The organism is Snodgrassella sp. M0110, from assembly GCF_016101465.1.
Taxonomy (GTDB): Bacteria; Pseudomonadota; Gammaproteobacteria; order Burkholderiales; family Neisseriaceae; genus Snodgrassella; species Snodgrassella alvi.
This window is the reverse complement of the sequence record NZ_JACFQM010000004.1, coordinates 207,226-225,852: the sequence shown is the minus strand read 5'-3', so window position 1 is coordinate 225,852 and position 18,627 is coordinate 207,226. Positions and strand designations below refer to the sequence as shown.

Genomic DNA, 18,627 nt, shown 5'->3' with positions numbered 1-18,627 from the left:
ATAACAAATCAAATCAGAAATGATAAAACTAATATAATAAAGATAATGACATCAATCATTATCTTTATTAACTCGCTATATAGATGTCATTTTTTTTAAAAAACTGACATCTTTTTTACATCATACTTTAAAGGTTATCCACGGTTTAAGTCTGACAGCGGTTTGGATTAAACCGGCATTCTCTTGTGCTTGAATGACTGGCGTAATCGGTTTATATGCTGCAGGCGCTTCCTCAAATAGTCGCTCTTGTTTTAAAGTAACGCATTGCCATGGCAATAAGGCGTTATCAGAGGCCAATTTTTTACTGCGCATCGTTTGCCTTTTTTCAGCTCGTCCAGCACCATGTGAACAAGACCATAACCAGTCAGGATGACCTTTTCCTATTGCAACATAAGAATAATCACCCATAGAGCCTGGTATCAATGCTATTTCACCTAAATGTGCGGGTGTTGCACCTTTCCGATGAATATTCATGCCATTCTCAGGAAAAATGACATTGTGTGAGATATCAACCAATAATTGACTAGCATCTTGCTTAAAGAGTGTACTAAACGTTTTACGCACTAGCTCTGTGATTACAATACGATTTATCCAAGCATAACGAGCAGCAACGCCCATCGCTTGCAAATACTCTTGAACATAATTGTCTGTCAAAGCAAATAAACCTGATTTAGGGTATTTTTGATCGACCGGCCATAATGCTTTAGCTTTATCTTGCCAACGCTTGCCAATATAAAAACCGACATCACGTGATCCGGTATGAATCATCACCACAATAGCATCTTTCTTTAAACCTAATTGATAAGCAACATGGCGATCAATAATTTCATCAACAATTTGTAATTCAACAAAATGGTTACCTGAACCTACTGTGCCTAGACTTGCCGGACGAATAATCGCTCGTTTTTCAAAAAAGGCTTCGGGAGCATACTGACTATCTGCTGAAAGTAAATTATTGCCAGAAATTTTACTAATTTCATGCGATAGCCGATTAAAATCGACACTATTCCATAAACCTTGTTGTGGTAAGGCTTCTAACCAAGCTGCAAGACCTTCATCAAAAAGAGCCTGAAAAGAAGTGGGGGTAACTGGCACATCGCGCTTATCGTGCAATAACACCTGTTTCAATTGTTCAATGAGAATTGATTTTTGTTCATCCACCTCATTAAGACTTAAGCCTGTAGTAAACAGGCGCATCCCACAATTAATATCCGTGCCTATCGCCGCAGGAATAATTAAATCAGGAGTCGTGGCAACAATACTTCCAACTGGTGCAATCGCACCGGGATGAAAGTCTGGCGTAGCCCTTGCAGCGCAAACTTTGCCATCACTATTGGGCTTTGTTACCGATGCAAAATCAAGTAATTGCTCAACCGCTTTTTCTTCTAAAGGTAACGGATTAGGTAACAGTACTTGTGCCGTAATATCTTGTTTATTAAATGTGTAAATATCATTATTAAAATGAGTTTCAATCCCACTTCGGGATAAACGTTTTTGTAAACGGGTAAATGTAGACATAATAGCCACCTAGAAAACAATAAAATACCGTCCTCTCAATTTGAGAAGATAATTACTGTTTCCTGCAGCAGCACTATTCAGGAAAGTGGCCGTATTCTAGACTAAAGTTTATTAAAATGTAAATTGATAAATCTTTTTTTTATTGGATTATCAATTATTACTATGTATTATTTCCCAACTCAGGCCAAATTTAGCTAAGTATTTTTTAGGCGATCAGCATCGTTACTGCGTTGCTTTTTGGTTCGGGATATGGCAAATAATTATCGGCTTGCTTCTGATAAACTACTACTTTTTTGCAGATTTCTATCACTTTTTCCAGTTGATAACGATCAAATTCATCAATTTCATCAGGTATCAAGTCATCATAACTATTTTGTGTAGAAATCACCCAACTATTGAGATAATTTGCTGTGAGCCCTTCTCGCACAATATAGTCATCAATTCATTGAAACGTTGGCCAAAATAATGTGCAATAACTCATGGCTAAATCATAACTCCCCATATAGTCAATGCAACTTTCTAAATCAATGCCTGTTCCATTATTTCATGTGCCTAGCTCTTGCTGTATACTTTCAGGGATGTCCATTATGAGCCCCATCTACTAGTAAAATAATATAATCATATCATAGCAAAGTGCTTGTTTAATTAAAGGTGCTCTTAGTACTTTCTCAAAAAAGACATTAACCACATTAATAGTCGGTGGCTTTTTGGTTAATAACACATCAAATCTTAAGAGAACAGTGGATTAATGAATATTAATTTAAAAATAAAATTTTAGCATTTTAAAATGCTGGATAATAAAATTTGTACAGTTAAAATTATATGTAAGAAATTGATGAAAAAGTATGATGTTAAAATGGAAAATAACAAACAGGATAATGGGTGATGATACAAAAAATGAACGATTATGTGCAATATAGCTGTATAGATCAAAATTTTAATATAAATATTATCAAATTGAAATTTAAACTTTAATAGTAAAATCCTGATAAAAGCATTATTTCCAGAATCAGTGATGTAGTGCATTTATCAATAGTACTTGTTAAAATATACCTATTAGGATCAAAAATAAATTAGATGAAAATTGCCAAAAAAAAGCCGGTTTTACAGCATTTGAATCAAATATTCAGTTTAAATGTCGATAATCGCAGTAACGCTAGCCTCGTTCCGACTTACAGGCAGTGGCGGCAATGGATATGGCAAACGTGTAAAAATAGTTATAAACAAGCCAATATTGCCATATTACTGTGTAATGAAGATGAGGCAGCCCAATTTAATCATGATTATCGAAACAAAAATTATGCAACCAACGTTCTGAGTTTCGCACTCAACGAAGGCGAAAGCATGTATTTGCCTGATTGTTCAGAACTCAATGGCGATCTGATTTTTTGTCCTTCGGTGATAGAAAAAGAAGCTGCTGACCAACATAAATCAGTGATAGCGCATTATGCTCATCTGACTGTGCACGGGGCTTTACATTTAATGGGTTTTGATCATATTGATGATAATGAGGCTGAAATTATGGAGGCGCTTGAAATTCGTATCCTGCATCAGTTAGGATATGCAAATCCCTATACACAGGATGAATATTGATCATGGACGAAAGTTCATCGAAACCCGGATTTTTTGAGCGATTTGTAAATCGCATATCCGGAGAGACGCCGGATACTGAAGAAGATGTATTGCAAACCCTGCGGGAAGCACATGAACGGCAGGTTTTTGATGCAGATACCTTACAATGTCTGGAAAATGTACTGGATTTTGCTGATCTGGAAGTGCGAGATGCGATGATAACGCGCAGCCAGATGGATGTAATTAAGATTGATGATTCTTTAGACAAAATTATTACTTATATCATTGATACTACTCATTCACGCTTTCCGGTGATTGGTGAGGATAAAGATGAAATTCTGGGTATTCTGCATGCTAAAGATTTACTTAAATACTGGAGCAGAACAGAACATTTTCAGTTAGAACAGATATTACGTCCGGCTGTATTCGTTCCCGAGGGTAAGTCACTGAATACATTGTTAAAAGAATTTCGTGAGCAACGCAATCATATGGCTATTGTCGTTGATGAATATGGCGGTACTTCAGGACTGGTAACATTTGAAGATGTAATTGAGCCTATCATTGGTGATATCGAAGATGAATTTGATGAAGATGATAGTGCTGATAATATTTTTGCTGTGTCTGCAGAGAGATTTCGCGTTAATGCGGTGACCGAAATAGAAGATATCAATGCATTCTTTGGTACCGATTATTCTAATGAAGAAGTCGACACTATTGGTGGTCTGGTTATTCAGGAAATTGGCCATATGCCAGTACGAGGTGAAAAAATTACCATTGGTAAGTTGAATTTTACGGTAGCCCGGGCTGATGCACGGCGTTTACAGACGCTAATGGTTACTGTTAAGCATAATATAGATTAATATATTGGATATTGCTTAATATTGACAAATATCTGTTTAATTTATTCGTACAACATATTATTTCTTCATCAACATAGAAATTATGTTCGTTTGGTGTTGTTTTAAATAGAGTAAGTAGTATTTACGGTAAATAATAATATATTGTGTTAAAAATATTAATATAATAGATGCTTATGTTTGCCTTTAATGGCGGTTGTAATTGTCGAATTTTAATGTAGTTGTCTGAAAGCTGCGGAGATTTATGTGACTCAAATGGAGATAGCTGCATCGCATTCTTCTGTTATGAAATATTTAGCCAAGCCCTGGCTGTACTGGCCATTATTATTTATATCTGCAGCCTTGGTACCATTTACTTTTGCTCCTTATTATCATTACTGGCTGTTACCGGTTTTGCTGGCAGTATTGCTGATTTTGCAGAGTGTACGACCACAATGGCGTATTAGAACGGCCTATCTGTGGGCATTAGCCGCATATACATCATTATTATACTGGATAGATATTGCTTTACATGATATTGCCGGATTAGCACAAATTTGGGCCTGGCCGCTGACCATGCTATTACCTGCTTATCTGGCTATTTATCCGGCTGTAGTATTCTGGTTGCTAGGAAAATTCAGGTTGTCAGGTACTATTTGTCATGCTGTGATATTACCTTTGTTATGGTGTCTGGCTGAATTTGTTCGTGAACGTGCACTAACAGGTTTTGGCTGGGGTATATGGGGTTATAGTCAGATAGCAGATTCGGCTTTAGCCGGTTTTGCACCTGTGGGTGGTATTTTTCTGGTTACACTGGTTACTGTAGCCAGTGGTACCTGGCTGGCTGAGTTAGTACTGGCTAAAAGCCGGAGAGCAAAGATTGGTTGTGGTGTTGCTTTAACAGGTGTATGGTTGCTTGGGGCAATATTATTACAGTTTCACTTTACACAGCCAGATGGAACCCATGCCAGAATTGCTCTGGCACAAGGCAATATTCCACAGTCACTCAAATGGGATGAGCAGTCATTACAGCCAACCTTGCAACGTTATCTGGAGCAGATAGCCAGTACTCATGCTGATATTGTTATTTTGCCAGAGACAGCTATTCCGGTAATGAGACAGGATATGCCTGCAGCGCAATTAGATGAATTTACTCAGCTTGCCCGTAGCCATGGTTCAGCATTAGCTGCTGGTATTCCGCAATATACGGCAGACGGAAACAATTATCAAAATGCAGTGATTAATTTTACTGCTGCTCCTGAAGCAACCGGGTTGCCTTTCTATGCTAAAAATCATCTGGTTCCGTTTGGTGAGTATGTCCCTTTGCCGGCTTTATTAGGCTGGTTATATCTTAATATGGATATGCCACTGTCGGGGTTTTCTAGTGGAGGCATGGCTCAGCTGCCTTTACAACTGGCTAATCAGCGTGTTGCATTTAATATCTGTTATGAAGATGGCTTTGGTGATGAATTAATCGCCACAGCCAGACAGGCGAGTTTACTGGCCAATGTAAGCAATATGGCCTGGTATGGAAAATCACATGCTATGCAGCAGCACTTACAGCAATCTCAGGCACGTGCATTAGAAACAGGACGCTATATGGTTCGTGCAACCAATACAGGAATGACTGCAATTATTAATCCTAAAGGGAAAGTTGTGGCACAACTCAACCCTGATACTGCATCTGTATTAGAAGGTGAAATATCCGGTTATAAAGGTAGTACACCCTATATGCGACTCGGAGGTAGCTGGCCTTTGGCTTTGATCAGTCTGTTTTTACTGTTAATACTAGGTATTTATGGACGTTATCGCCGTTGAATAAACTAAACTAATGTGTATAATGATAAATTTATACAATCAAAATTTTAAATATACATTATTTTTCCTATGATGAACAAATCATAAATAGTAAATAGTAATTGAAGTACATTAATACTTTAATTACAATGATAAATTATTAACTCAGTTATTAATTGGTTTTCCTGCGATAAACAATGTGTTATTGTAGGGAACGAAAAATAATTAAATAGCTGGGCACACAGAGAAAGGACAGGCATGAATACCGCTTTTGCATTACCCGTGCTGACCGGGCATGGTAGTTTAGAGCAATACATTCATACCGTAAACAATATTCCTATGCTTTCTCCAGAGGAAGAGCAGGATTTGGCGGTACGCCAGACCGAAGGAGATTTAGAGGCTGCAAAAAAACTGATTTTGTCCCACTTGCGTGTAGTCGTTTCTATCGCTCGTGGTTATGATGGTTATGGTCTGAATCAGGCTGATTTGATTCAGGAAGGCAATATTGGTTTGATGAAAGCGGTAAAACGCTTTCAGCCAAGTCGTGGCGTACGTTTATTTTCGTTTGCGGTACATTGGATTAAAGCTGAAATACACGAATTTATTTTACGTAACTGGCGTTTGGTACGTGTAGCTACTACTAAACCACAGCGTAAATTATTCTTCAATTTACGCAGTATGCGCAAATCTATGGCTGCATTAAGTAACAAAGAAGCACAGTCGATTGCTGATGATTTAGGTGTGAAACTTTCTGAAGTTCTGGAAATGGAACAGCGGATGACAGGTAAGGATATGTCGCTGCTGGCAGAAAATGATGATGAAGATAATTTTGCACCAATAGACTGGCTGACTGACAGTACTACAGAACCAACACAAGTACTGGCGCAGCAGGCGCATTATACTTTGCAGACAGAAGGTTTGCAGAATGCATTGGCCAAACTGGATGATCGCAGTCGACATATTGTTGAAAGTCGCTGGCTGGCAGATGATGGTGGATTAACCTTGCATGACTTGGCTGGTGAATATGGTGTATCTGCAGAACGTATCCGCCAGATTGAAGCCAAAGCTATGCAGAAATTGCGTGGCTATCTGGCAGAAGCAGAGTAACTTACTGTCATTTATTAAACAGTTTAAACTAATTTGCCAATAAAAATACAGGATATTTTAATATCCTGTATTTTTATTATGTATGATTTATATATATATTACTTAATCAAGTTTCAGGCTGAATTTATGGCTGCATAAAGTAAATCCGTTTTTCAGATATAAATGATGTATATTGCTACTATCTGAAGATATACTTGAATCAGCATGAATGCTGCTGCAATGTTCATTTGTTGCAATTGTTTTTAACTCTGTGAAAATCTGACTAATTTTGTCATCAGCTATGGGTAAATGAAGGCTGGTTAAATCATTAATATATAAATGACGTCCGGTAGCAAAATTAGTCACAATACGAAAACCACAAACAGTCACAGCATTTTGTTTGCCTTCTTCAAATATTCCTAAAAGACGATAACCCTCTGCCTGCTGAATTTTTACCAGATCCTGAAACTGAACAATATCACGAATATTGGGATGTAACAGATGCAAAGCTGCAAAAGCAGAGCCAGTCTCTGCCGGAGTCAGTTCACGTAATTGATTAACCGGCGTCAGTGGTTCTGTTTCTATTTCTGTATTAATTGTATTTAGTTGTGTTTGTGCTACTTCTGCATTTTTCTGAGATACAGCATCAGTCAGTTTAATTAGTTTATGTTCCCGTTCTTCTAATAAGGCTTTGCAATCCAGAATACGTAAATCGTTATCGCGGGCAAAGTCCATCAGAAAATTGAATGCTGTGCTGCTAATTTCTTCCAGTTTACGATCAATGGCAACACAGCGAATATTATCTATTAAAATGGGACGGACCCATTGATGATAAGACAGGCGATGACCCTGATCAAAAGAGGACAATATCCCGCATAAACGTTCGGCCCAGTCACTGGGTCGAAAACGTTTATTATTATTAGTCATACCCTGAATAACGATTTCATACGGATTGCAAATTAGCATGTTGACCTCTTGATAGAAACATGAAGTTTCAATAGCACATATATTTATTTTACCGTTGTTATGGCTAATTATACCTGATAGAGCTGTTTAGTGTATGTCACATGTGTGTGTTTTCTATTGAAATTATTTATGCAATAAGAATGATAAATGTAATTTTATTTCATCTGCTGTTTTTTATTTCTCAGATGTAATTTCTGCTAAATATATCATCAAAAGTTGATATGTAATTGCATTAATTGAAGAGCTGAATTGATATGTATAGCTGGTATTACATATGGTTTATATCGCTATATTATTTATTTTACGGGCTATACAGATAAGATTGGTTTTTACCTTTAACCGAACGGTATTTATGCAGGGAAAAAAATAAATACTCCAGTAATTTTGATACATCTTTGCAGATTTAAAATAAAGATGTATGGTGTAGTAAGAATTATTATATTGCTGCAAATAATAGAACCGGAAGACGAACATTGCTTAATGTTCAGTAATATTGTCATGGATGATCGGGAATAAAAGATTCAGAAAAGAGGAGTTATATGAAAAAAATTACAGCAATGATTAAGCCATTTAAGCTGGATGATGTGCGTGAAGCACTGGCTGAAATAGGTGTGCAGGGAATGACTGTCAGTGAGGTAAAAGGTTTTGGCAGGCAAAAGGGACATACTGAAATTTATCGTGGTGCAGAGTATGAAGTCGATTTCTTACCTAAAATTAAAATAGAAATTGTACTGGCGGATGAGCTAGTAGAGCGGGCTGTTGAAGCGATAATGACATGTGCCAGAACAGGTAAAGTAGGTGACGGTAAAATTTTTGTTTCAGCGGTTGAGCAGGTGGTGCGAATACGTACAGGTGAGTCTGGATCGGATGCTGTATAAATAATCTGAATAATTATTTAAGGGAAATACAATGAAGTTGATCGATAAATGTGTAGTAACGACAGCTCTGTTATTACCATTGCCGCTACTGGCTGCTGATTTGTCCGGATGGTGGCGACCGCTGTCTGAGATAAATGCAGGTAATACAGCATGGGTAATGACTTCTGCCGTACTGGTTTTGCTGATGACTGTTCCTGGTCTGGCATTGTTTTATGGCGGAATGGTACGAAAAAAAAATGTACTGGGAACCATGATGCACAGCTTTGTCGTTGCCGCACTGGTGAGTGTGCTGTGGATGATAATAGGCTATTCGTTAGCTTTTACCCCGGGGAATTCATTTATTGGTGGTTTGGATCGTTTTATGCTTGGCGGTATGGGACTGGATAAAACCAGAGAAATGACTACCATTGTTAATGGAGATGGTACTGTTCCTGAATCAGTATTCATGTTTTTTCAAATGACCTTCGCCATTATATCAACGGCTATTGTGACAGGTGCTTTTGCCGAACGTCTGAAATTTTCAGCCTTATTGTTATTTTCCGGTCTTTGGGTTACTTGTGTTTATGCGCCGATATGTCACTGGGTCTGGGGTGGAGGCTTTATGAGTGATACACATACGCCGGTTCTGGATTTTGCCGGAGGAACGGTTGTGCATGTTAATGCCGGTGTTGCCGGGCTGGTAGCTGCACTGGTGATTGGCAAACGTCTTGGATACGGTAAAGATGTAATGGCACCGCATAATATGGTACTGACTTTAACCGGTGCTGCAATGTTATGGGTTGGCTGGTTTGGCTTTAATGCCGGTTCAGCAGGTGCTGCGGATGCTTCTGCCGGTATGGCTATGGCTGTAACTCAGATAGCAGCAGCTTCAGCAGCATTAACATGGATGTTATGTGAAAAACTGGCAGGACATAAACCTTCTGCATTGGGTATGGCTTCTGGTGCAGTGTCTGGTCTGGTAGGTATTACACCGGCAGCCGGGTTTGTCGGTCCGCAGGCTGCATTGGTAATCGGAGTATTGACGGCTGTTGCTGCCTATTTTGCCGCAGTGTATTTAAAACGCAGATTTGGTTATGATGATTCGCTTGATGCCTTTGGTATTCACGGCTTTGGCGGTATCGTTGGTTCAATTTTAACCGGTTTGCTGTTCAGTAACGCCATTTTTGGCGGCGAGGCGACTATAGGTAGTCAACTGCTGGCACAGATTAAAGATGTGGCTATTACAATCGTATACAGCTTGATTATGACTTATCTGATTCTTAAAATTGTAGCAATTGTGTGTCGTGGTTTACGTATTGATCATGATTCAGAACGAGAAGGTATGGATGTGAGTATTCATGGTGAACGTATTGAATAATTGTGATTAATTATTTGATTTGTTTGAAATGAAAAACTGGCCGGCTGTGAAAAACCGGTCAGTTTTATTTTATCTGCTGGATTTTGATTGTATATAACCTGGTTTAACGGTATAAATATTGACGTAAAAAACGCAATGCGTATCCCACAGCCTGGGTGCGGATTGTATCTCTGTTGCCGTTAAACTGGTAATTTTTAGCCCAGATACGCTGTTTAGTTGCCAGCCCGAACCATACTGTACCAACTGGTTTTTCGGCACTTCCTCCCGTTGGTCCGGCAATACCGGAAATCGAAATAGCATAATTTGCTTTCGAATTAATCAAAGCGCCCAGTGCCATTTCGCGTACACACTCCTCACTAACAGTTCCATAATGGCGCAAAGTCGTTTCATTAACATTAAGCAATTGTTTTTTTGCCTGATTGCTGTAGGTGACATAGCTCATGTTAAACCAATTGGAACTGCCCGGCAGGCGAGTTAGCTCTGCTGCCAGCAGCCCTCCGGTACATGATTCAGCACAGGTTACAGTGTGTCCCAGTTCGTCCAGTTTGGTGGTGATGTCAATTAAGGTTTGTGTCATGATGGTGTTTTCTGAAATAGTCAATGAGGCCGTTAGTTGAAGCATCATGGTGCAGTGAATCATTGGTACTTAATTCCGGTTCAATATTTTTAGCCAGAACTTTTCCGTACTCTACGCCCCACTGATCGAATGAGTTTATTCCCCAGATAACACCCTGTACAAATACTTTATGTTCATACATGGCCAGCAGCATGCCCAGATTAAACGGGTTAATTTCATCTATTAAGAGTGTATTAGATGGCTGATTACCCGGAAATACTTTTTGCGGAGCCATAATATCGCGTGATTTGTTATCCAGATCAATTAATTCGGCATAAGCTTCCGCCAGTGTTTTGCCACGCATCAGTGCTTCAGTTTGAGCAAAGGCATTAGCAACAAGAACTTTATGCTGAGTACTAACATGATAAAAACTGTTAACTGGAACAATAAAATCGGAGGAAATCAGTCGTGGTCCCTGATGCAGTAATTGAAAAAAAGCATGCTGGCAGTTAACACCTTCCTCACCCCAGATTATCGGACCAGTATCAAAGTCCAGCCGTTCCCCATAACGGCTTACCTGTTTTCCGTTACTTTCCATGTCCAGCTGCTGCAAGTGCGCAGCCAGACGGCGCAGTCCGTGGTCATAAGGAATAATTGCATGGCTAGTTGTGGTATAAAAGGTGTGATACCACAATCCGATCAGGCCGAGTAAAACCGGAATATTATGTCTTAACGGCGCATGAAAAAAATGTTCATCCATCGCTCTGCCACCGGCAAGAAAACTTTCAAAATTTTCTTTACCAATAGCACAAATAACTGATAATCCAATAGTTGACCAAACAGAGTAACGACCACCAACCCAGTCAAACATGGTGAATGTATGATCCGAAGTGATACCAAAAGCCTGTGCTTTATCAACAGCACTGGTTATAGCTATAAAATGGCAGCTGATATCAGCTTCACTCATTCCCTGTTGTAAAAACCAGTTACGTGCAGTTTGTGCATTCAGCAAAGTTTCAGGTGTGGAGAAGGATTTGCTGGCAATGATAAAAATAGTTGTGGCCGGATTAACTTTATTCAATACCTGAATCAGGTTGGCACCGTCAACATTGGCAACATAATGAATATTCAGACCAGTTTGTTGAAACGGGCGTAAGGCCAGTGTCACCATTTCCGGGCCAAGATGAGATCCGCCAATGCCAATATTGATAATATCAGTAATACGTTCATTACCGGCTCCGGTATATTCACCATTGCGCACTGATTCGGCAAAGCGGTAGGCTCGTTGCAGTTCCTGATGGATATCCGGTACGATATTGTGATCATCAACATACACTTCAGCATGCGGCGGTAGCCTGAGTGCTGTATGTAATACGGCACGATTTTCACTGACATTAATTTTATCACCGCGGCGCATTTTGTCAGTCCAGCCACGTACGTCTGCGGTATTGGCCAGTTCAATCAATAATGCAAGCGTATCTTCAGTAATACGGTTTTTGCTGTAATCCAGTAACAGACCATTTAATTGTTCATGCATTTGCGCAAAACGATCCGGCTGCTGACGAAATAAATCGCGCATATGCAAGAAACGGGTACTGCGCTGATGCTGATGCAATTGTGCCCAAATGGCTGTCTGATTAATAGGACAGGACGGATTGATCATAACCGGAGTTAATTTCAGCGAAAATGGATGGAGTAGTATACAAAATCAACTGGGTATTGTTAAGAAGTGTTCGCGATAATAAGCCATTTCTTCAATGCTTTCTTTAATATCATCCAGAGCCTGATGTGCGCCTTTTTTACTGATGCCTTTGAGAATGGCAGGATTCCAGCGTCTGGCCAGTTCTTTAAGAGTGGAAACATCCAGATTGCGATAATGGAAGTAAGCCTCCAGTTGCGGCATGTAACGCACCATAAACCGGCGATCCTGATGAATGGAATTGCCACACATTGGTGAGGCTTTTTCCGGTATCCATTCACTGATAAAAGCCAGCAATTTTTTTTCAGCTTCAGCTTCAGTCAGCGTGGAGGCTTTTACTTTGTCTACCAGGCCAGTACGTGTATGAGTGGCGGTATTCCATTTATCCATATAATCGATAATACTGTCTGGCTGGTGAATTACCAGTACTTCAGACTGTGCGAGTACATTCAGATCACTGTCGGTAATGATCATGGCAACTTCTATAATACGGTCTGTATCCGGATTTAATCCGGTCATTTCCATATCCAGCCACGCAAGATTTTTGGCATTTTGCATATCTTCATCTTAGCTAATAATAAAACTTCATTTTAGCTTTTTTCTGTTATAGCTGATAGTTCAAACTGTTTTTTTAATTGCGTTACGACTTAGTATCAAATAACGTAAATATTTGAGAAAAATACAATAAATTAGTTTTGATAATGTTTAATAAATATTTTCAGACAGACTGTTATTAGGAGTAACGGAAATTATTTCAAATATGGTTTAAGATAATTTATGAGGGAAAATACATATTATCGGAATAGATGAGTAATCATAATAAATTCAAGTAGAGAGGTGTTTATTTGGTTGTTTTTTAGCCAGTAACAGATAAACTCCGTTAAAATGATTATTTTCAGGTACGAAATGTTTTTATGGCATTTTATCTTTCTGCCCAAACGGTTTATATATTGTTTTTATTATTTTTCATCTGCAGCATATGTGGTCAGTTATATCTTTCGGTTCGCCAAAGTAAAGCTGTACTGGCTCATCGTAGCCATGTTCCGGCGGCTTTTGTACAAAGCGTGTCTCTGGCAGAACATCAGAAAGCAGCGGATTATACTTTGGCCAAGCAGCGTCTGGCTCGTTATGAAATTCTGTTTCAGGCATTATTATTGCTGATATTCACACTTGGTGGCGGTCTTGATCTATTAGCGCATTTAAGTCAGAAATGGGTGCAGCACGATATTGCACAGGGAATTGTGCTTATTGGTCTGTTTGCTCTGGTTAATATGATTCTTGGCTGGCCGATCGCCTGGTATCGCAGTTTTTGTCTGGAGGCAAAATTTGGCTTTAACAAAATGACCATGGTTACTTTTATTGCTGATCAGCTTAAAGGTAGTCTTTTAGCCATTATTGTTGGCTTGCCCTTACTGTATATTATTCTGTGGCTGATGCGGATTCTGATTGCAGCACACTGGTTTGGTGGCGCATGGTGGCTGGCTGTATGGCTGGTATGGGTCAGTTTTTCCTTGTTGCTGATGTGGGCTTTTCCAAAGTGGATTGCACCGCTTTTCAATAAATTTGAACCGTTGAAAGATGATGCATTGCGAACCCGGATTGAAAATTTGTTGCAGCGTACAGGTTTTCAGAGTGATGGTATTTTTGTAATGGATGGCTCCAGACGCAGCGGGCACGGTAATGCTTATTTTACCGGACTTGGGAAACATAAGCGCATCGTATTTTTTGATACCTTGCTGAAAGATATGCAGATAAGTGAGGTTGAGGCTGTGCTGGCGCATGAGTTAGGTCATTTTGCTCACAAACATGTATTCAAACAAATGATTGTTACTTTTATACTGGCTCTGATAATTTTTGCTGTTTTAGGCTGGCTATTACCGCAGACAGGTTTTTATACTGGTCTTGGTGTGCATGAAGTCAGTCATGCTATGGCTTTATTATTATTTATGCTGGTACTGCCCGTATTTACTTTTCCGTTTTCACCATTGTCGAGTGTTTTGTCCCGTAAAAATGAATTTGAAGCAGACCGTTTTGCAGCAAAATATGCAAATGCCGATGATCTGATTCATGCTTTAACCAAACTTTATCGTACTAATGCCTCCAGTCTAGTTAGCGATATCTGGTATTCGCGGTTTTATGATTCGCATCCGGGAGCACGGGAACGTATTGCGGCATTACAAACAGCCGTAAAGGCAGACTGAGAATGGCGCAGCCTGTGAATGAATTATTAACAGCACAGATTATTACCAGTTTCGGGCGCCGCTTCATGGTGCGAACATATGCGGGTAAAATTTATGAAGCCACTACGCGAAAGAAAAGAGTTGATTTTGCCTGTGGTGATGAAGTCCATATTAGTCATATCAATCAGCAGCAGGCTGTAATTGAGGATTATTTACCCCGGCGCAGCCTGCTTTACCGGCAGGATGCTACGCGCAGTAAACTTATTGCGGCCAATGTTACCCTTATGCTAATCGTACTGGCTGCTGTACCGACTCCCAGTGAATTATTATTGCAGCGTGCATTACTGGCTGCAGAGGCTGCGGATATACCGCCACTGATTGTATTAAATAAAGCAGATTTACCACAAAATAAGCTTTGGCTCGAAAAATTGGCCTTTTATCAGAGTCTGGGTTATCAGGTAATCAATATTAGTGCCTTATATAATGTGGCTGAGCTGCGCCGGTATTTACATGGAGAGCGAGCAATCCTGTTAGGTCAGTCAGGTATGGGTAAATCAACTTTAACCAATGCATTGCTGGGTAATGAACAGGCACGGGTAGGTGATATCTCAGCGGCACTGGATTCAGGTCGTCACACCACGACTCATGCGCAATTATATGATCTGGATGCACACAGTCAGCTTATTGATTCGCCCGGATTGCAGGCATTTGGCTTACATCATTTGTCAGTTAGTAATCTGCTGCATTATTTCCCTGATATGCGTCAGTATATCGGGGAGTGCCGTTTTCATAATTGTACTCATCGTCAGGAACCGGGCTGTGCACTGAAACAGGCTGCGGCAGACGGGAAACTGAAGCCTGAACGACTTCAGTTTCTGCAAAGTATTACTGATGAATTAACCAGATAATATTTATATTCAGGCAGAGTAAAAATACCCGAAATCCAGACTATATAGTCATGTATAAGGCATAAACGTTGTTTTTTTATCTAAAAATCCGTGCTTTACTTGCATAAAAAATTGATTCGTGCAGAGTAAACATGATACTATCGCCATCTTGCCGATTTTACGTCGGCAAGATTCTTTATTTGTGCGAGGCCAATCAATCGTAATTGGTCCCTTTATAAAAGGAAATAACTATGACTTTAGGTCTGGTTGGGCGCAAAGTAGGCATGACGCGCGTGTTCGATGAGAACGGCGCATCAGTTCCGGTAACTGTACTGGATATGTCTGCTAATCGCGTCACTCAACTCAAATCCGAAGCTACTGATGGCTACACTGCCGTACAGGTAACTTTTGGTCAGAAAAAAGCCAATCGCGTAAGCAAGGCACAGGCAGGTCATTTTGCCAAGGCAGGTGTTGAAGCCGGTCGTGGCTTGGTTGAATTTGCTGTTTCTGAAGAAAAACTGGCTGAATTGTCTGCCGGTGCTGAAATCAATGTCGGCATTTTTGCAGCAGGTCAGTTAATTGATGTCACTGGTACCAGTAAAGGTAAAGGTTTTTCTGGCACCATCAAACGTCACAATTTTGGTTCTCAGCGTGCTTCTCACGGTAACTCACGCTCTCATCGTGTGCCTGGTTCAACCGGTATGGCACAGGATCCGGGTCGCGTATTCCGTGGTAAACGTATGGCCGGACAGTACGGTAACGTTAAGTCCACCATTCAGAATCTGGAAATCGTACGCGTAGACACCGAACGTCAGTTATTGCTGGTAAAAGGTGCGGTGCCCGGTGCGGTTAACAGCGACGTTGTCGTGCGTCCGAGCGTGAAGGTAGGTGCGTAATGGAACTGAAATTAATTGATGCTCAGGGTCAGGTTGCAGGTGCAGTTGCTGCGTCTGACGCATTGTTTGCACGTGAATACAATGAAGATCTGGTTCACCAGCTGGTTACAGCTTTTCTGGCTAATGCCCGTTCCGGTAACCGTTCACAGTTAACCCGTGCCGAAGTAAAACACTCCACTAAAAAACCATGGCGTCAGAAAGGAACCGGCCGTGCCCGTTCTGGTATGACATCTTCTCCGCTGTGGCGCAGTGGTGGTCGTGCGTTCCCGAATAAACCAGATGAAAACTTTACCCAGAAAGTAAATCGTAAGATGTACCGTGCGGGTATGGCAGCCATTCTGTCTCAGCTGGTACGCGATGAACGCCTGTTTGTAATTGATGAATTATCTGCTGCTACTCCTAAAACCAAAGCATTTGCTGAACAGGTTAAAAATCTGGGTATGGAGCAGGTATTGTTCATTACCAAACAGCTGGATGAAAACGTTTACTTGTCTAGCCGCAACCTGCCGAATGTACTGGTTCTGGAAGCACAGCAAACTGATCCGTACAATCTGTTACGCTTTAAGAAAGTGGTGCTTACCAAAGCAGCAGTTGCACAACTTGAGGAGCAATGGGTATGAATCAACAACGTTTAATGCAAGTGCTCTTGGCTCCTGTTGTTTCCGAAAAAAGCAACATGCTGGCTGAAAAACGCAACCAGATGACGTTTAGAGTATTGCCGAATGCCACTAAACCTGAAATTAAGGCAGCAGTGGAACTATTATTTAATGTGAAAGTGGATTCTGTAGCCACAACCATCATTAAAGGCAAAAACAAACGTTTTGGCCGTACCATCGGTAAGCGCAGCGATGTTAAGAAAGCTTATGTCAGCCTGGCGGCTGGACAGGAGCTGGATATTGAATCTGCTGCCGCTTCTGCAGATAAGGAATAAGCACTATGGCTATTGTTAAAATGAAGCCGACTTCTGCTGGCCGTCGCGGAATGGTACGCGTGGTTGCGGAAGGCTTGCATAAAGGTGCACCCTATGCACCATTATTAGAAAAACAGTCTTCAACTGCCGGTCGTAATCACGGCGGACGCATTACAACCCGTCATAAAGGTGGTGGTCACAAACACCATTACCGTATTGTTGACTTTAAACGTAATGATAAAGACGGTATCGCTGCTAAAGTAGAACGTATTGAGTACGATCCGAACCGTACCGCTCATATTGCGTTATTGTGTTTTGCAGATGGTGAACGCCGTTACATTATTGCGCCGCGTAATGTTCAGGTAGGTGCCGTATTGGTTTCCGGTTCTGAAGCTGCAATTAAAGCTGGTAATAATCTGCCAATCCGCAATATTCCGGTAGGTACAACTCTTCATTGTATCGAAATGAAACCGGGTAAAGGTGCACAGATTGCTCGTTCAGCCGGTGCATCTGCTGTATTGCTGGCAAAAGAAGGCGTATATGCACAGCTGCGTCTGCGTTCAGGTGAAGTACGTAAAATTCATGTTGACTGCCGTGCCACCATTGGTGAAGTAGGCAATGAAGAACAAAGCCTGCAAAAATTGGGTAAAGCCGGTGCTAAACGCTGGCGTGGTATTCGTCCGACCGTACGCGGTGTTGTGATGAATCCGGTTGACCACCCGCATGGTGGTGGTGAAGGTCGTACAGGTGAAGCTCGTGAACCGGTTAGCCCATGGGGTACACCGACTAAAGGCTATCGTACTCGTCGTAATAAACGCACGAACAATATGATTGTTCGCCGCCGTTACTCAAATAAAGGTTAACTGATATGGCTCGTTCATTAAAAAAAGGCCCATATGTCGACCTGCATTTACTGAAAAAGGTCGATGCGGCTCGTGCTAATAACGACAAACGCCCGATTAAAACCTGGTCACGTCGTTCCACTATTCTGCCTGATTTTATCGGTCTGACCATTGCTGTACACAACGGACGTACCCACGTGCCGGTATTTATCAGCGATAATATGGTTGGTCATAAGTTGGGTGAATTCTCATTGACCCGTACCTTCAAAGGCCATTTGGCTGATAAGAAGGCTAAAAAATAAGGGATAAAACATGAGAGTTAGTGCACAACACAAAAATGCCCGTATTTCAGCACAAAAAGCTCGTCTGGTAGCTGACTTGGTACGTGGCAAAGATATTGCCCAAGCGTTGAACATTTTGACATTCAGCCCGAAAAAGGGTGCTGAACTGATTAAAAAGGTACTGGAATCTGCAGTAGCCAATGCCGAACACAACGAAGGTGCTGATATCGATGAACTGAAAGTGGTTACTATTTATATCGACAAAGGTCCGAGTCTGAAACGTTTTCAGGCACGTGCTAAAGGTCGTGGTAACCGCATCGAAAAACAAACTTGTCACATCAACGTGATTGTAGGCAACTAAGGAAA

20 protein-coding genes are annotated in these 18,627 nt (G+C 40.7%); 14 read left to right on the top strand and 6 right to left on the bottom strand.

The features are described 5' to 3' along the window. Positions 1-120: 120 nt before the first annotated feature. Entirely contained in the window at positions 121-1,518 is a 1,398-nt protein-coding gene (locus tag H3T84_RS07785) for an RtcB family protein (RefSeq protein ID WP_198218750.1), read from the bottom strand. Between the two features lie 205 nt (positions 1,519-1,723). Continuing rightward, positions 1,724-1,945 (bottom strand): hypothetical protein, encoded by a 222-nt coding sequence (locus H3T84_RS07780; protein WP_174834271.1) that lies wholly within the window; start codon positions 1,943-1,945, stop codon positions 1,724-1,726. 650 nt (positions 1,946-2,595) lie between these two features. Here H3T84_RS07780 and ybeY point away from each other — a divergent pair. From ybeY to rpoH, 4 genes are all read left to right on the top strand, one after another. Beyond that, positions 2,596-3,111, top strand: coding sequence for an rRNA maturation RNase YbeY (ybeY, locus tag H3T84_RS07775; RefSeq protein ID WP_037473570.1), 516 nt, complete (start codon positions 2,596-2,598; stop codon positions 3,109-3,111). Positions 3,112-3,113: 2 nt separating this feature from the next. Next, positions 3,114-3,950 carry an HlyC/CorC family transporter gene (locus H3T84_RS07770; protein WP_198218749.1) on the top strand — a complete coding sequence of 279 codons (837 nt, stop codon included), beginning with the start codon at positions 3,114-3,116 and terminating at the stop codon, positions 3,948-3,950. Between the two features lie 252 nt (positions 3,951-4,202). Continuing rightward, positions 4,203-5,744 (top strand): apolipoprotein N-acyltransferase, encoded by a 1,542-nt coding sequence (lnt, locus tag H3T84_RS07765; RefSeq protein ID WP_232346153.1) that lies wholly within the window; start codon positions 4,203-4,205, stop codon positions 5,742-5,744. A gap of 237 nt (positions 5,745-5,981) precedes the next feature. Beyond that, the gene (rpoH, locus tag H3T84_RS07760; RefSeq protein WP_198218748.1) at positions 5,982-6,830 is read left to right on the top strand and encodes an RNA polymerase sigma factor RpoH; all 849 of its coding nucleotides are present in this window, start codon (positions 5,982-5,984) and stop codon (positions 6,828-6,830) included. A 102-nt stretch (positions 6,831-6,932) separates the two neighbouring features. Here the strand turns inward: rpoH and H3T84_RS07755 are convergent, their stop codons facing one another. Further along, positions 6,933-7,775 (bottom strand): DUF3579 domain-containing protein, encoded by an 843-nt coding sequence (locus H3T84_RS07755; RefSeq protein ID WP_198218747.1) that lies wholly within the window; start codon positions 7,773-7,775, stop codon positions 6,933-6,935. A gap of 539 nt (positions 7,776-8,314) precedes the next feature. Here H3T84_RS07755 and H3T84_RS07750 point away from each other — a divergent pair. Together H3T84_RS07750 and H3T84_RS07745 are read left to right on the top strand one after the other, a co-directional pair. Beyond that, a complete protein-coding gene (locus tag H3T84_RS07750; protein ID WP_198218746.1) occupies positions 8,315-8,653 on the top strand; it encodes a P-II family nitrogen regulator in 339 nt (112 codons plus the stop codon). A 31-nt stretch (positions 8,654-8,684) separates the two neighbouring features. Next, positions 8,685-10,010 (top strand): ammonium transporter, encoded by a 1,326-nt coding sequence (locus H3T84_RS07745; protein WP_198218745.1) that lies wholly within the window; start codon positions 8,685-8,687, stop codon positions 10,008-10,010. Positions 10,011-10,113: 103 nt separating this feature from the next. Here H3T84_RS07745 and H3T84_RS07740 read toward each other — a convergent pair whose 3' ends face one another. From H3T84_RS07740 to orn, 3 genes are read right to left on the bottom strand one after another with little or no spacing between them, the layout of a single operon-like run. After that, positions 10,114-10,587: a CinA family protein gene (locus H3T84_RS07740; protein ID WP_198218744.1), complete on the bottom strand. Its 474-nt coding sequence runs from the start codon at positions 10,585-10,587 to the stop codon at positions 10,114-10,116. Then, positions 10,568-12,229, bottom strand: coding sequence for a glucose-6-phosphate isomerase (pgi, locus tag H3T84_RS07735; RefSeq protein WP_174834266.1), 1,662 nt, complete (start codon positions 12,227-12,229; stop codon positions 10,568-10,570). The genes H3T84_RS07740 and pgi overlap by 20 nt, the downstream gene beginning before the upstream one ends. Positions 12,230-12,274: 45 nt before the next feature. Then, positions 12,275-12,823 (bottom strand): oligoribonuclease, encoded by a 549-nt coding sequence (gene orn / locus H3T84_RS07730; RefSeq protein WP_037473631.1) that lies wholly within the window; start codon positions 12,821-12,823, stop codon positions 12,275-12,277. A 356-nt stretch (positions 12,824-13,179) separates the two neighbouring features. Here orn and H3T84_RS07725 point away from each other — a divergent pair, with 356 nt between their 5' ends. From H3T84_RS07725 to rplV, 8 genes are all read left to right on the top strand, one after another. After that, positions 13,180-14,466 (top strand): M48 family metallopeptidase, encoded by a 1,287-nt coding sequence (locus H3T84_RS07725; protein ID WP_174834265.1) that lies wholly within the window; start codon positions 13,180-13,182, stop codon positions 14,464-14,466. Positions 14,467-14,468: 2 nt separating this feature from the next. Then, positions 14,469-15,353 (top strand): ribosome small subunit-dependent GTPase A, encoded by an 885-nt coding sequence (rsgA, locus tag H3T84_RS07720; protein ID WP_198218743.1) that lies wholly within the window; start codon positions 14,469-14,471, stop codon positions 15,351-15,353. A 230-nt stretch (positions 15,354-15,583) separates the two neighbouring features. Next, the gene (gene rplC / locus H3T84_RS07715; protein WP_037394597.1) at positions 15,584-16,228 is read left to right on the top strand and encodes a 50S ribosomal protein L3; all 645 of its coding nucleotides are present in this window, start codon (positions 15,584-15,586) and stop codon (positions 16,226-16,228) included. After that, positions 16,228-16,848, top strand: coding sequence for a 50S ribosomal protein L4 (gene rplD / locus H3T84_RS07710; protein WP_025331819.1), 621 nt, complete (start codon positions 16,228-16,230; stop codon positions 16,846-16,848). Before rplC ends, rplD begins: the two co-directional genes overlap by 1 nt. Then, on the top strand, positions 16,845-17,159 hold the full coding sequence (rplW, locus tag H3T84_RS07705) for a 50S ribosomal protein L23 (protein WP_025331706.1): 315 nt from the start codon (positions 16,845-16,847) through the stop codon (positions 17,157-17,159). Before rplD ends, rplW begins: the two co-directional genes overlap by 4 nt. A gap of 5 nt (positions 17,160-17,164) precedes the next feature. Then, the gene (gene rplB / locus H3T84_RS07700; protein ID WP_037394606.1) at positions 17,165-18,001 is read left to right on the top strand and encodes a 50S ribosomal protein L2; all 837 of its coding nucleotides are present in this window, start codon (positions 17,165-17,167) and stop codon (positions 17,999-18,001) included. 5 nt (positions 18,002-18,006) lie between these two features. Further along, positions 18,007-18,282, top strand: a complete 276-nt coding sequence (gene rpsS / locus H3T84_RS07695; RefSeq protein WP_025331704.1) for a 30S ribosomal protein S19 — start codon at positions 18,007-18,009, stop codon at positions 18,280-18,282. A gap of 10 nt (positions 18,283-18,292) precedes the next feature. Continuing rightward, positions 18,293-18,622 (top strand): 50S ribosomal protein L22, encoded by a 330-nt coding sequence (gene rplV, locus H3T84_RS07690; protein WP_037394611.1) that lies wholly within the window; start codon positions 18,293-18,295, stop codon positions 18,620-18,622. Positions 18,623-18,627 lie beyond the last annotated feature (5 nt).